Annotated in this window: 12 protein-coding genes; 9 read left to right on the forward strand and 3 right to left on the reverse strand. The window is 60.0% G+C overall.

Features of this window, described 5'->3' with window-relative positions; translation table 11 throughout:
* Positions 1–104 precede the first annotated feature (104 nt).
* From ACUZ79_RS14380 to ACUZ79_RS14390, 3 genes are all read left to right on the forward strand, one after another.
* Positions 105–1,406 carry a transglycosylase SLT domain-containing protein gene (locus ACUZ79_RS14380; protein WP_449252001.1) on the forward strand — a complete coding sequence of 434 codons (1,302 nt, stop codon included), beginning with the start codon at positions 105–107 and terminating at the stop codon, positions 1,404–1,406.
* Positions 1,407–1,560: 154 nt separating this feature from the next.
* Positions 1,561–2,124: an OmpH family outer membrane protein gene (locus tag ACUZ79_RS14385; protein WP_240825405.1), complete on the forward strand. Its 564-nt coding sequence runs from the start codon at positions 1,561–1,563 to the stop codon at positions 2,122–2,124.
* Positions 2,125–2,447: 323 nt separating this feature from the next.
* Entirely contained in the window at positions 2,448–3,431 is a 984-nt protein-coding gene (locus tag ACUZ79_RS14390; RefSeq protein ID WP_449252002.1) for an AEC family transporter, read from the forward strand.
* 129 nt (positions 3,432–3,560) lie between these two features.
* Here ACUZ79_RS14390 and lipA read toward each other — a convergent pair whose 3' ends face one another.
* From lipA to ACUZ79_RS14405, 3 genes are all read right to left on the reverse strand, one after another.
* Positions 3,561–4,442: a lipoyl synthase gene (lipA, locus tag ACUZ79_RS14395; protein ID WP_449252003.1), complete on the reverse strand. Its 882-nt coding sequence runs from the start codon at positions 4,440–4,442 to the stop codon at positions 3,561–3,563.
* 91 nt (positions 4,443–4,533) lie between these two features.
* Positions 4,534–5,217: a lipoyl(octanoyl) transferase LipB gene (gene lipB, locus ACUZ79_RS14400; RefSeq protein WP_449252004.1), complete on the reverse strand. Its 684-nt coding sequence runs from the start codon at positions 5,215–5,217 to the stop codon at positions 4,534–4,536.
* A 123-nt stretch (positions 5,218–5,340) separates the two neighbouring features.
* On the reverse strand, positions 5,341–6,795 hold the full coding sequence (locus tag ACUZ79_RS14405; protein ID WP_449252005.1) for a BPL-N domain-containing protein: 1,455 nt from the start codon (positions 6,793–6,795) through the stop codon (positions 5,341–5,343).
* A gap of 28 nt (positions 6,796–6,823) precedes the next feature.
* Between ACUZ79_RS14405 and ACUZ79_RS14410 the strand changes: the two genes are divergently transcribed.
* The 6 genes from ACUZ79_RS14410 to argJ all read left to right on the forward strand — a co-directional run bounded on the left by ACUZ79_RS14410 (position 6,824) and on the right by argJ (position 14,682).
* On the forward strand, positions 6,824–9,487 hold the full coding sequence (locus ACUZ79_RS14410; RefSeq protein ID WP_449252006.1) for a valine--tRNA ligase: 2,664 nt from the start codon (positions 6,824–6,826) through the stop codon (positions 9,485–9,487).
* A 137-nt stretch (positions 9,488–9,624) separates the two neighbouring features.
* The gene (locus ACUZ79_RS14415) at positions 9,625–9,954 is read left to right on the forward strand and encodes a DMT family transporter (protein WP_366005759.1); all 330 of its coding nucleotides are present in this window, start codon (positions 9,625–9,627) and stop codon (positions 9,952–9,954) included.
* A gap of 184 nt (positions 9,955–10,138) precedes the next feature.
* Entirely contained in the window at positions 10,139–10,510 is a 372-nt protein-coding gene (gene rpsL / locus ACUZ79_RS14420) for a 30S ribosomal protein S12 (RefSeq protein WP_008683436.1), read from the forward strand.
* 110 nt (positions 10,511–10,620) lie between these two features.
* The gene (gene rpsG, locus ACUZ79_RS14425) at positions 10,621–11,091 is read left to right on the forward strand and encodes a 30S ribosomal protein S7 (RefSeq protein WP_192112713.1); all 471 of its coding nucleotides are present in this window, start codon (positions 10,621–10,623) and stop codon (positions 11,089–11,091) included.
* Positions 11,092–11,193: 102 nt separating this feature from the next.
* Positions 11,194–13,272: an elongation factor G gene (gene fusA, locus ACUZ79_RS14430; RefSeq protein ID WP_240825411.1), complete on the forward strand. Its 2,079-nt coding sequence runs from the start codon at positions 11,194–11,196 to the stop codon at positions 13,270–13,272.
* Positions 13,273–13,494: 222 nt separating this feature from the next.
* Positions 13,495–14,682, forward strand: coding sequence for a bifunctional glutamate N-acetyltransferase/amino-acid acetyltransferase ArgJ (gene argJ, locus ACUZ79_RS14435; protein ID WP_449252007.1), 1,188 nt, complete (start codon positions 13,495–13,497; stop codon positions 14,680–14,682).
* Positions 14,683–14,724 lie beyond the last annotated feature (42 nt).

Genomic DNA, 14,724 nt, shown 5'->3' on the forward strand with positions numbered 1-14,724 from the left:
TGTCAGGGACGTGTGGAGAATTGGCAAAGGAATTGCAAGAAGTGTTGCGGAAGATTCTCGGCTGTCGGATTTCCGACGCAATATTCTGCCTGCGGGCAGGGTGCATGAGATCAGCCCTACAACCGTCAGACGGCGGCGGGCCCAAGGCCGTGCCGACGCCCACGGGGATGCCCATGAAACAACGTAACACACTATTGCTCATATCGCTCGGCCTTGCCGCCGCCTTGCTGGTGCTCGGCCTGCTGGCCGGTTTTGTGCCGCAGAGCGAGGGCCCGGAACTGCGCCGCCGCGCCAGCAGTATGGTGGCCCGCCTGCGTCCGGAAGACATGCCCGTTCCCATTCAGGCGCAGGGCGACGGCATACGCCAGTGGGCCGTGCGCGGGGCGGTGGAACCGCATTCTGAACAGACATCCGGGGGTAGACCGCAGACGCGTCTGGCTGCCGATGCCAGCACATCTGCCCGCCCGGTATCCGGTGCTGACAAAACGCAGGGGATATCCTCTGCTACGGACCCTGCCACTGGTAAGGCTACAGATCAGGCTTTGGTCAGGCGCATTGTTTCCTTTGGGCCGGGCGGCGTCATTCTTGATACTGGCGAACCTTCATTGGCCTTTTCCGGCGATGCGCAGGGCGATTTTGCCCCGCTGCTGGCTCTGGACGGCGTTTCCATTCCGCTTCTGGTCAGCAATCAGCCCCGCGATTACGGCGATGCCCTTGATGCGGCGGGCCTCCCGCTGCGCTGGGTGACGCCTACGGCCATGATGGCGGGCTATTCGCCCCGCGTGGTGCGCAGGGCTGCCATTGAAGTGCTGCGCCACGGTGCTGTTTTTGATAACTTTGTGGGCGATATTGACGATAACGACATGGAAAAACTACAGGCCAGAGCCCGCCGGTATCAGAACCTGGTGGAGAATTTTTCGCGTCGCTACAATTTGAGCACCGAGCTTGTGTACGCCATCATTCATAGCGAAAGCGACTTTTCGCCAACCCTGGTCAGCAACAAGTCGGCCATGGGCCTCATGCAGGTAGTGCCGGATACTGCCAACGACGAGGTGCACAAATACCTTTACGGGCGCATGGGCGATGTGGGGTTTGAAGACCTGCGCGTGCCCGAAACCAACATCCGCTATGGCACCACCTATCTGCACATCCTGTTCACCCGGTATTTTTCCGGGGTGCACAATCCTCTGGCAAGGGAATATTGCGCAATTGCCGCCTACAATATGGGTCCGAACCGTTTTCTGCGGCTCTACGGCAAAACCATGGAAGAAGCCGTGGACACCATAAACGCCATGACGGTTGACGCTTTTTACAGGGATCTTGCCACACGCCTGCCTGCCCGTGAAACACGTTTCTACGTTGCCCGGGTGCAGCGAATGAAGGCCCAGTACGCCTCGCTGCGCTGATGCGGATTTACCTCGCGCAGGGCGCGCGCAAAGCACCGCCCAAGAGGGAATTTCAGCGAAAAATGGTTGTGGTGCCTATAAAAACAACGTACATGTTCTTCAACGCCGAGCCCCAACTCTATGCCCGGCATTTATTAGAGGAGTGGTCACAACCATGCGAATCCGTTTTTTTATGCCGCTGGCTCTGCTGCTGAGCTTCATGCTTTTTGCCTGCCAACAGGGCGACAATAACGCCCAGCCCAAGGTGGCGGTGGTGGATATGGCGCGCGTGATGCGCGATAGCGAACCTGGCAAGGCCGGCGTGAAGTTCCTTGAAAGCCTTCAGGGCGACATGCAGACCAGGCTTAACGACATCCAGCAGCGCCTGGAAGCCAACCCCAAGGACGCTGAAGCGCAGAAAGAGCTGCAGGCCGTCTACATGTCTGCCCAGCAGCGCATGCAGGTGGAACAGCAGAATGTTGTAAACCTGCTGTATGATGCCATTCAGCGCGTGATCAATACCTACCGCACTGAAAAGGGCTATGCCGTCATCATCAGCAGTGAAGCTGTCGCCGCTTTTGATTCCAAGAGCGACGTGACCAATGAAGTGCTGGAACTTGTGAACAAGCAGAAGCTTGATTTCAAGTCTGTGACGCCCGAAGCTGAAAAGGCTCCGGAAGCCGCCGCCCCCAAGGCCGAAACGCCCAAGGACGACAAGGCTGCCAAGGCCAAGAAGTAAGACAGATTCTTTCGGCTGTATTTGACGGCTGAATGTTTGCTAAAGCCCTTCGTCATTGACGGAGGGCTTTTTTATGGTCTGCATGCGGGGTTGAGAGGAGGGAGCTGAAAAACTGGCGGTGTCGAACCTTTGGCAAAGGGTTGGCAATTGTTTGAAGCAGATGATATGATTTTTGTAATAGTCTGTAATTGTACATTTTAAAAACTGTTTGAACGACCAAACAGTTTTTACTGGACAAGGTGGACAAGCCGCGCCATAGTTTCGCCGTCGCCAGCCGGGTATGCCGGTGGGTGAAAAACGCATCCGAATGGAAAAGGTTGATTATGTTTCAAGCGCTGTTTGCCGTCATGCCCGTATTTCTGATTATTGGCGCGGGTGTTCTTTTGCGCAGTCGCGATGTCTTGCCCGAAAACGCTGGCCCTGTTCTTGGCATTTATGTACTCAAGCTGGCTTTGCCGTTGCTGATTCTGCACCTGCTGGCCGGGGCCAGCCTGGCTGATCTTGGGCACTGGGCTTTCTGGGGGGGCATTCTTGGCTCCCAGCTTGTGGTGTACTGCCTTGGTTATGTGGGCGACAGGATTTTTTGTCGGCGCGGCGTGGGGCCGGGCGTTATTGCCGGGCTTTCCTGTTCCGCCTGCAATGCCGCCTTTGTGGGCCTGCCCATCGTGTCCAATTTGTTTCCCGGCAATGCCACGGCCATGCTCATTGCCGGTCTGTGTACCCTCACGCCCAATGTGGTCATGATAATCGGGCAGTCCCGTCTGGATGCGCTGGCCGGGTCGCTGGCCTGGGACGGCGGCAATCCCCTGAAGTTTGTAGGCAAGCTTCTGAAGGTTTTCATCCTCGGCAACCCCATTCTGCTTTCGACACTGGCTGGCATAGCGCTTTCTGCCTCCGGGCTTGGCCTGTGGGCACCCCTTGACCGCGCGGTGAGCCTTGTGGGCTACACGGCGGCCCCCTGCATGCTGTTGGCTCTGGGGCTGGATTTGCGGCAAAAGCTGGTAGTGGCGACGCGGCAGGCGCACGGACACGCCTTTGCGCGGCAAACGTGGTTTATTCTCTGCAAGTTGGTTCTCCACCCGCTGCTGTGCTGGGTCATGCTGGCGGCCTTGGGGGTTTCCGGCCTGTGGCTCGTCATCAGCGTAATCATCAGCGCCACGGCCACGGCTCTGGTAGTGACGGTCATCGCCGAGGTGTACAGCGCCGTGCCGGAAGAAGCGGCCCTTACGGCGGTGGTCGCCAACGGACTGAGCATTTTTACCCTGACAGGTCTTGTATGGGGTTTTCAGATCTTGGGCATGGTTTGAGCCGGGCCTTGAAATTTGAGGAACGAAAAGCGGGCTTTGTTCTCCGGCGGTGATCCGGGGAGCAAAGCCCGCTTTTTTTATGGTTGTGCGGCTGCGGCAGATAAAAGTCAACCTGCCACTGGCCCGCAATCAGGCAAAGTTGGCTGCGTGGTAGCTGCTGCGCACCAGCGGGCCGGAAAACACATGGCGCAAACCCAGTGATTTGCCGTAGGCGGCGTACTCGTCAAACTGCTCCGGCGTCACATAGCGGTCGAGCTTGTGGTGCTGGCTTGTGGGCGGCAGATACTGGCCGATGGTCACAATGGAGCAGCCCACGGTGTGCAGATCCTTGATCACCTCAAGCACCTGCGCGTCTGTCTCCCCCAGCCCCACCATGAGGCCGCTTTTGGCCGTCATGCCGCAGTCGTTTACGCGGCGCAGCAGTTCCAGACTTTGTTCGTAGTCGGCCTGTGGGCGCACCTGCGCATAGAGCGCGGGGTGCGTTTCCACATTGTGGTTGATGATATGAGGTTTGGCGTCCATGACCGTGCGCAGGGCATCAGCGTTACCCTGAAAATCGGGGATAAGCACCTCAACGCTGCTGTCGGGGAGAGCTTGCCGTAGCGCCGTAATCACTGAGGCAAACTGGGCGGAGCCACCATCCGTGAGGTCGTCGCGCGTCACAGAAGTGACAACCACATGCCTGAGCCCAAGCGTCATGGCGGCCTGAGCCACGCGCTGCGGTTCCGTGGGGTCGGGGGCGCTGGTCTGGCCGGGGTGGATATTGCAGAAGCGGCAGTTACGCGTACAGGTTTCACCCAAAATCAGAAATGTGGCCGTGCCGGAAGAAAAGCATTCCTGCCGGTTGGGGCAGTTGGCCTCCTTGCAGACGGTGGAAAGCCCCTGCTCGTTCAGCAGGGCGGAAGTGGTGAAAAAGCGTTTGTCGGAGGCCAGCGGGCGGCGCAGCCATGCGGGCTTGCGCAGAGGGGCGCTGGCAGAACCGGAATTATCGGAAGAATCGGGTTGGGTCATCTGTTTCGTCCTTGCTGTGGCACCTGCGGCGGCATGCCGCAAATTGCCTGAACTGGTGTTTGGCTTGTGATTTGATTCGTCCTGCATCCCGTTACGGTTGGCCCACGAGCAGGGCTTCGCAGGCTTGCGCCGATTGCAGGGGCGGCAGCGGTTGGCTGAAAACTTCGCAAAAGGATTCAAGAAAGCAGGCTTTCACCGCGTCCATAGTAGCCGGGTCGCCAGCTTGCTCCCGCTGCACCGAGGTTGCGGTCACGCCGTCAAGGCCGCAGGGGGTGATGATGTTGAAAAGGGAAAGATCCCTGTCCACATTCATGGCCAGACCGTGCAGGGTCACGTGGCGCTGCACGGCAATACCCAGAGATGCAATCTTGCTGCCGCCCACCCATACGCCGGGAAAGCCCGGCTTGCGGGCCGCTTCAATGCCAAAGCGCCGTACCGTGCGGATGGCGGTTTCTTCAACATCATTGACATAGGCCCGGACGCCGCCGGAGCGTTTTTTCAGGTTGATGATGGGGTAGGCCACCAGCTGACCGGGAAAATGGCAGGTAATATTGCCGCCGCGCGTGCTGTGCACGACATCCACCGCCGAACCCCACAGGCTGGCGAGGTTGGGAGGCAGATTTTCCTGACCGGAGTTTTTGCCAAGGGTGACGGTGGGCGGATGCTCCAGAAGCAGCAGAATGTCGTCGCCGCCCTGAAGCACGTATGCCTGCGCCTGTTTTTGTATTTCAAAGGCCTGCTGATAGGCGGTGCAACCGAGATCAAATGCGTACATGTGAGCCTTGGGCATTGGAGGTTGAGGCAAAAAAAGCCCTCATAACGGCTTGCGGCCTCGGCGTCCAGCGTTTGCGGCGCGCAGCGGCGGGCATGCCGCCGTGCCGGATCAGCCGCAGAGGAATCAGGCCAGATCGCAGGGCGTGGAAGTCTGGGAAAGGTAAACAAGCTCCTCGGTCATTTCCAGCAGCTCGGACAGAATGCCCCCGCCATTCATGGGGTGCCCGAACAGCGATTCGCGTTGGTGGTCAAGGCCGCGCTTGTCAATGGCGTCCGGCATGGTGGGGGAGAGGGTTTCCGCAAGGCGGCAGGCCAGAAAATAATCTTCCGCTCCGGCGGCAAACAGGCCTTCAAGCTTGGCAAAGCGCGGGGCCACTTGCTGCCAGTAGGCCAGCGCCGCCGCAGACGGTTCAAGGCTCGCCGCCGTGCACAGGGCCGCGTGCAGGTTGTTGCAGGCGGCGCCGGGCAGGCCCGTGCGCCAGCCCCACAGCCAGTGGGTGCGCCCAAAGAAAAGATGGTGGGCCACAGCCAGGTCAAGCAGCTCGCGCATGTGGCGCAGTGCGTCCAGCAGGGGGCCGCCCGAGCCTTGGGGCCAGGCGGCGCATGGGTGGCGCAACTGCCACAGGGGAACATCCTCGCGCGCGGGTTCAAGGCCTGTCATGCTGCGCAGCAACTGGGCCAGCCACGCGTTGGCATCGGGGCTGTGCGGCGTTTCAAGGTGCGAGTAGCTCAGCACATAGCGCCCCTGTCCGTAAGCTCCGGTCACGGCCATGGGCTGACCTTCGAGAAAATCTGCCGAGAGGTTCAGACCGTACAGGTCGCGCCAGTGAGAAAAAACCTTGGCGGGCAGGCTTTGCAGGGGCAGGTCCGCCAGCCAGAAATCCGCATCTGGCGAACCGTAGGAGGCCAGTACGGTGACGTTGTCGTTCTTTTCAGGCGCAAAGCGCCCCGGCCACCAGACAGGCAGCGAGGGAGAAAATATTTCAGACGATGCTCCGCTCTGGGGCTGCTGCGCGGCAGCGCGGCGAACTCCGGGGCAAAGGGGGGCAGTTGCGCCCGTGTCGTTGTGCCCGTTCTCGGGTGGGCTGGTTCGCGCAGCAGGCCTACGGGGCGAAAATTCATGCCCGGCGGCAACGTGCGCCCGCACATGGCCGGAAATAAGATGGTACAGGCGCTCAGGATAGGCGGCCCGTGCCCATGGGCAGATATTCAGGCCGTGGTCTGGGGTGGGGTGGCTTAGAGCAAGGCCGGAACCGCCGCAAAAGCCCAGATAGTTGCCGCCGTGTTCCACCCACTGGCGCACGGCCTCGCGCCCGTTCTTGCCGAGGGCCGAGGCCTTGAGCCGTGCGTTGCCGCCGGGAACCAGCAGCAGGCTTACGCCCGCGCCGCCTTGATGCAGGCCGTCATTGGGGCTGACGCCCCCCGGCTTGCCTAAATACGCGCCTTCGGCTATTTCTTGTCCCTTAACCAGGCGGCAGGGCAGTCCCAGCGCGCGAACAGCGCGCCAGGCCATGAGGCCCCAGATGTGGGACGCGTCCCATAAAATGCAGATTGGCTGTGCGGCAAACATATACCGCATTATCGCCGCCTTTCATGGAGAAAGCAAGATGGCGGATACGCTACCCAAGGGCTATGAGCCCCATGACGTTGAAGCCCGGTGGCGCAAGCACTGGGAAGATGACAAAACCTTTACGCCCGATCCGGACGCTCCCGGCGAGCCGTATTCCATTGTCATTCCGCCGCCCAACGTCACGGGCGCGCTGCACATAGGGCATGCGCTCAACCATACACTTATTGACGTGCTCTGCCGTCACGCCCGTCAGAAGGGCAAGAACGTGCTCTGGGTGCCCGGCACCGACCACGCGGGCATTGCCACGCAGAACGTGGTGGAACGCGCCCTTGCCAAGGAAGGCAAGAGCCGCAAGGATCTGGGCCGCGAAGCCTTTATCGACCGGGTGTGGGAATGGCGCGATGAATACGGCCACCGCATTCTCGATCAGGCGCGCGCCCTTGGCGATTCCGTGGACTGGACGCGTCTGCGCTTCACCATGGATGAAGGCCTCTCCGCCGCCGTGCGCAAGGTTTTTGTGCAGCTCTACAATGAAGGGCTGATCTACAAGGGCGACTACATCATCAACTGGTGCTCGCGCTGCCACACGGCTCTTGCCGATGACGAAGTGGAACACGAGCAGAGCCGGGGCAAGTTGTGGAAGGTGCGTTATCAGCTGGCCGACGGCAGCGGGCACATCACCATTGCCACCACCCGGCCCGAGACCATCCCCGGCGACACCGCCATTTGCGTGCATCCCGAGGATGAGCGCTACACCTCCCTCATAGGCAAAAAGGCTGTGATTCCCGTGCTTGGGCGCGAGATCCCCATTATCGCCGATGCCTATGTTGACCGCGAATTCGGCACAGGCGCGCTCAAGGTGACGCCCTGCCACGACCATAACGACTGGATGCTGGGCAAGAAGCACGACCTCGTTTTTCTCAAGGCCATTGACGAAAACGGCGTCATGACCGCCGAGGCCGGGGCCTATGCTGGCCTTGCCAAGGAAGAATGCCGCACCCGCATCGTGGCCGATATCGAAGCCGCCGGGCAGCTTGAGGGCATTGAGGAAATCGACCACGCCGTGGGCCATTGCTACCGCTGCCATACGGTGGTTGAACCGCACGTTTCCACGCAGTGGTTTGTGGCAGCCACCAAGATGGCCCCTGCCGCGCGCGATGCCGTGCCCGGCATGACCAAGATTTTTCCCGAAACGTGGCTCAAGACCTACTACCACTGGCTCGATAATATCCGCGACTGGTGCATCAGCCGTCAGATATGGTGGGGGCACCGCATTCCGGCGTGGAACTGCGAATCATGCGGCGAACTGGTGGTGGCCGAAGAAGCCCCCGCAGTCTGCCCCAAGTGCGGCGGCGCGCTGAAGCAGGAAGAAGACGTGCTGGACACGTGGTTCTCCTCCGCGCTGTGGCCCTTCTCCACCATGGGCTGGCCTGAGGACACCAAGGATCTGCGCCGCTGGTATCCCACCTCGGTGCTGGTGACGGGCTTTGACATCCTGTTCTTCTGGGTGGCCCGCATGATGATGATGGGCATCCACTTTATGGGCGAAGTTCCGTTCAAGGACGTGTACCTGCATGCCCTGGTGCGCGACGCCTCGGGCCGCAAGATGTCCAAATCCACGGGCAATGTCATTGATCCGCTGGAAATGATCGACAAATACGGCTGTGATGCCCTGCGCTTTACCCTGACGGCCTTTGCCGCCATGGGGCGCGACATCCGTCTTTCCGAGGAGCGCATCGAGGGCTACCGCCACTTTGTGAACAAGCTGTGGAACGCGGCCCGCTTCGCCCTCATGAACCTGCCGGAAGAAGCCCCGGCTCCGGTGGCTCCCGAGACGGTTCCCGGTCTGCACCACCAGTGGCTGCTGCACCGGCTTGAAGTGGTCAAGCAGGACATGGACAAGGCCCTGGTCGACTACCGCTTCAACGATGCGGCGCAGTTGGGCTACAAGTTCCTGTGGAATGAATTCTGCGACTGGTATCTTGAGCTTATCAAGCCCGACATGCAGTCTGAAGACCCCAAGCGCAAGGCCGAGGCCCAGTACGTGCTGTGGCTGGCCCTGCGCGAGCTGCTGGTGCTGCTGCACCCTATCGTGCCCTTTGTGACCGCCGAAATATGGGCCGCGCTGCCCGTGGCGGCTGGAGAAAAGGCCACAGATATCGCCCGCGAGCTGTACCCCGCCGCGCGCCCGGCCTGCCTGCGGCCTGCCGAGGGTGGTCGCATGGAGCTGATTCAGGGCATCATCGTGGCCGTGCGTACCATCAAGGCCGAGCTTGGCATCAGCCCGAGCCACAAGGTCAGCCTCATGCTGCATCCCGTGGACGCGGCCCAGGCCGAGCTGCTCCAGGCCAACAGCCAGTGCATGACCACATTGGCGCGGCTTGAGACCCTCACCATTGGTGCGGATGTTCACGCGCCCAAGGCTTCGGCCTCTGCGGTGGTGGAAGGCTGCCAGGTTATTGTGCCCCTCAAGGGTGCTGTGGACCTCAACGGCGAACTTGCCCGCCTGGACAAGGAAATCGCCAAGCTTGAAAAAGACGTGGTGGGCGTGAACATGAAGCTGAGTAACGAGAGCTTTGTGAGCCGCGCCCCTGCGGATGTGGTGGCCCGCGAGCGCGAACGCGCCGAAAAGCTGCTGGACGCCAAGGAAAAAATGCAGGCCCTGCGCGCCCGCTTTGCCGAGGCCCTGAGCGAAGAGTAATCTTCTGTAACCCTCAAGGGTTGCTGTTTTTATACGCGGCGCGGACGGCGGGCAGTTGCCTGTCGTCCGCGCCGCCGTTCCTGCGGGCGGCTTTGCTGCCCCGGTATACAAAAGAGGTTGGTATGACTCCTGCCGCAATGGCATATGTTCAGCTTGGAGCGGCCATTCTGGTCGAGGTGGGGGCCACGGCCTGCCTCAAGCATTCAGAGGGCATGAGCCGCCTTTTGCCCACCCTTGCTTCGCTGCTCGGCTATGGCATTTCATTCTATCTGCTTTCCAAGGTGCTCAATGTGGTGCCCATGGGCATATCATACGGCATCTGGAGCGGTATTGGCATTGTGCTGGTTTCGCTTCTGGGGCTGCTGGTTTTTGGGCAGAAGCTTGACCTTGCCGCCTGCCTCGGCCTTGGGCTGATTGTGCTTGGCGTGCTTGTCATACATTTTTTTTCAGGCTCCATGCCCCATTAAAATGAAGTTGCGTTGATCGCCAGCGCGCTAACAGCTTGTTTTTTTGACAGGCTCTGGTATAAAAATAAATTTTTTGTGCGCGTTCCCGCCGGGGACAGCCTATTGACAGGCTTCGGCGGAAACGCTATGTCCTGTCGTTCAAAAAGCTCATTTTTGAGCGCAATATCCCATATGGAGGGAAATAATGCCCACGATTAACCAGCTTATCCGCATCGAGCGGAAGGCCGTGGTGAAGCGCAAGAAGACCCCCGCCCTGCAGGCTTGCCCGCAGCGCCGTGGCGTTTGCACCCGCGTTTACACCACCACCCCGAAAAAGCCTAACTCGGCTCTGCGTAAGGTCGCCCGTGTGCGCCTGACCAACGGCATTGAAGTTACGGCCTACATCCCCGGCGAAGGCCACAACCTTCAGGAACACTCCGTGGTCATCATCCGCGGCGGTCGTGTAAAAGACTTGCCCGGTGTCCGTTACCACATCGTGCGCGGTACCCTTGATACGTCCGGCGTGGCCGATCGTCGCAAGAGCCGTTCCAAGTACGGCGCCAAGCGTCCCAAGTAGTTTTATTCTTTCGGCGCGTGCCATGCGGCCCGCCTGGCTGCTTCCCTTGGGGAGCGCCGGTCGCCGCGGGGTTTGGTGCCGCCGCAAAACAAGCATGAAGGAGAAACCCCATGCCCCGTAAAGGTCCTATCCCCAAGAGGGAAGTGCTGCCCGATCCGTTGTACTCCAGCCGCCTTGTCACCAAGTTTGTGAACAGGCTTATGTTCGACGGCAAGAAGGGTGCAGCCGAAAAGATTTTCTACAGCTCCCTTGAGACCCTGGCTGAAAAGACGGGCGAAGAACCCATGCGCGCCTTTGAAAAGGCCCTGGACAACGTGAAGCCCCACATGGAAGTCAAGGCCCGCCGCGTCGGCGGCGCCACCTACCAGGTGCCCATGGAAGTGCGCCCGGAACGTCAGGTTTCCCTGTCGATCCGCTGGCTTATCAACTATGCCCGTTCGCGCGGTGAAAAAGGCATGACTGCCAAACTTTCCGCCGAACTGCTGGATGCTTTCAACGGTCGCGGCGGCGCGGTGAAAAAGCGTGAAGACACGCACCGCATGGCCGACGCGAACAAGGCTTTCGCTCACTACCGCTGGTAAGAGGGCCTTCCGTTTTTTATCTGAATTCAGCCCGACGCCGCGTCCGCAAGGAAGCGGCGTCGGCTTTGCACCACACCGCATCCGCAGTATGGAGGAAACACCGTGTCCCGCACCGTTGCTGTAAACAAACAGCGCAATATCGGCATTATGGCCCATATTGACGCAGGCAAGACTACCACCACCGAACGCATTCTTTTCTACACCGGCGTTAACCACAAGATCGGCGAAACGCACGACGGCGCCTCCACCATGGACTGGATGGAGCAGGAACAGGAACGCGGCATCACCATTACTTCTGCCGCCACCACCTGCTTCTGGAAAGACTGCCGCGTTAACATCATCGACACCCCCGGCCACGTTGACTTCACCATTGAAGTGGAACGTTCGCTGCGCGTGCTCGATGGTGCCGTGTGCGTGTTCGACGCCGTTGCCGGCGTGGAACCCCAGTCTGAAACCGTGTGGCGTCAGGCTGACCGCTACAATGTTCCCCGCATCTGCTTTGTGAACAAGATGGACCGTATCGGCGCCAACTTCTTCCGCTGCGTGGACATGATTCACGACCGTCTTGGCGCCAAGGCCGTGCCGCTGCAGTTGCCCATCGGCAGCGAAGACAAGTTTGAAGGCGTGGTGGATCTGGTGCGCGGGCATGCCATCCGTTTTGACAAGAGCTCCAAGGGCGCGGAATTCAGCGTTGAAGACGTGCCTGCCGACATGAAGGATCTTTACGAAGAAAAGCATCACGAGATGCTGGAAGCGGTGGCCGAAGAAGACGAAGCCCTGCTCGAAAAGTATCTCGGCGGCGAGACCCTTACCGAAGAAGAAATCATCACCTGCATCCGCAAGGCCACCATTGCCCGCAACATCGTGCCGGTGCTGCTGGGCTCCGCCTTCCGCAACATGGGTGTGCAGCCCCTGCTGGACGCCGTGGTGGACTACCTGCCTTCTCCGGTGGACATCCCGCCCATGCCCGGCCACATTGCCGGCAAGCCCGAAGAAATTGTGGAATGCCATTGCGACGACAAGGAACCCCTTGCTGGCCTGGTGTTCAAGCTTTTCTCCGACCCCTTCATCGGGCACTTGTCCTTCTTCCGTATTTACTCCGGTTTCCTTGAATCCGGCATGACCGTGTACAACGCCAACACCGGGAAGCGCGAACGCATTGGCCGCATCCTGAAGATGCACGCCAACAAGCGTGAAGACGTGAAATGGGCTGGCGCTGGCGACATCGTGGCTCTGGTGGGTCTGAAAAACGCCTCCACCGGCGACACCCTGTGCGATGAAAAGCGCGAAGTCATTCTGGAATCGCTGAATATTCCTGATCCGGTTATCGAAGTTGCCATCGAGCCCAAGACCAAGGCCGACCGCGACGCTCTTTCCGCCGCTCTGAACAAGCTGGCCAAGGAAGACCCCTCGTTCCGCGTGAAGGGCGACGACGAAACCAACCAGACCCTGATCGCCGGTATGGGCGAACTGCATCTGGAAATCATCGTTGACCGCCTCACCCGCGAATTCGGCGTGAACGCCAACGTCGGCAAGCCCCAGGTTGCCTACCGTGAAACCATCTCCAAGCCTGCCAAGTCGGACCTCAAGTACGCCAAGCAGTCTGGTGGTCGCGGTCAGTACGGTCACGTTGTCATTGACGTTGAGCCCAACCCCGGCAACGGTTACCAGTTCGTCAACGCCATCACCGGCGGTGTTATTCCCAAGGAATACATCCCCGCTGTGGACAAGGGTATCAATGATGCCCTGAAGTCTGGCGTGCTCGCTGGCTTCCCCGTGGTGGACGTGAAGGTTACCCTGGTGTTCGGTTCGTACCACGAAGTCGACTCCTCGGAACAGGCCTTCTACGTGGCTGGCTCCATGGCCATCAAGGACGGCATGCGCAAGGCTACCCCTGTGCTGCTCGAACCCATCATGGACGTGGAAGTGGTGACGCCTGAAGAATACCTCGGCGACGTCATGGGCGACCTCAATGGCCGCCGTGGCCGCGTGCAGAGCATGGAAGCCCGCGCTGGCGGCGCGCAGAGCGTGCGCGCTCAGGTGCCGCTTTCCGCCATGTTCGGCTATGCCACTGACCTGCGTTCGCGCACTCAGGGCCGCGCCACCTTCACCATGCAGTTCGATCACTACGAACGCGTGCCCCAGGCCATTGCCGAAGAAATCCAGAAGAGCCGCACATAATCTGAGCCTGGCGGCCTAGCCGCTCAAGGCTTTATACGGCGGGGGAGGAAGCGGTGTGCTTTCTCCCCCGCCTTGCTTGTGGCGGGCACTAAAATTAGCTGTTGTTGGCAGGGCCAGAAAAGGGCATTCTGCTGTAACGGAAACTTGGATTTGCTATATTGCGTGAGGCTTCGCACTCTGCTGGGGCATCATGGCACAGTCAACGATATGATGGAGTAGGTGATGCAGGACGATCTGCCAAAGGGTTTCAGGGCTGGGGCTGCGGCTGCCAATTTCAAAAAGGCTGGCCGGGACGACCTTGGCATTATTGTTTCAGACACAACCGCCGTGCTGGCGGGCATGTTCACCCAGAATCTGTTCAAGGCCGCTCCTGTGCTGGTGTGTCAGGAGATACTGGCAAGCCGGGGCACGGCGCGTGCTGTTCTGGCAAATTCCGGTCAGGCCAACGCCTGCACCGGCGACGAAGGCCTTGCCAACTGCCGCGCCACGCAGGCAATGGTGGCTGGGCTTACCGGGCTTGAGGCTGATGAAATCTTGCCCCTCTCCACTGGCGTTGTGGGCGCGCATCTCAAGATGGATCTGTGGCTTGATGCAGTGCCCAAACTGGTCAGCAATATTGGCACCCGCGATGCGGAGGGCTTTACTCGCGCCTTTATGACCACGGATGCCTTTCCCAAATTTTCCATGCGCGAGGTTACGCTTGCAGGCGGCACTGTGCGCCTTACCGTGATGGCCAAGGGCGCGGGAATGATCTGCCCCAATATGGCAACCATGCTCTGCGTGGCACTCACAGACGCCAAGGTGGCGCGCGATCCCTGGCAGGCCATGTTTGGCCGCGCCGTGGAAAAGACCTTCAACCGGGTGAGCGTTGACGGCGACACCTCCACCAACGACACCATTCTGGGCCTTGCCAACGGAGCGTCTGGCGTTGCCGCTGAAAGTGCGGCTGACCTGACACTGCTGGAAGAAGCGCTTACCGACATCCTGGGCACGGTGTCGCATATGCTGGTTATGGATGGTGAAGGAGCCAGCAAGGTCATCCACATCACCGTTACCGGCGCTGCAAATGATGACGATGCCCGCACCGTGGCCCGCAGCGTGGGCCATTCGCAGCTGGTCAAAACCGCCATTTACGGCGGCGATGCCAACTGGGGCCGCATTGTTACCGCCGTGGGCTACAGCGGCGCAAAGTTTGACCCCACCAAGGTAAGCATGAAGCTGTGCGGCATTGAGCGCTTCCGCAAGGGGTGCCCCGTGAACGAAGATCAGGAGGACGCACTGGCCGAGCTGCTCAAGGCCAAGGATGTACAGGTGGAGATCGACCTGGGTGGCGGTACTGGTTTTTACAACTTCCAGGCTTCCGACCTTGGTCACGAGTACGTGACCCTTAATTCAGACTACCGCTCATAGGCAGAGCGCCCCGCTCGCCATATATTCAAGGCCCGCACCGCA

This window comes from Desulfovibrio faecalis (assembly GCF_053570625.1).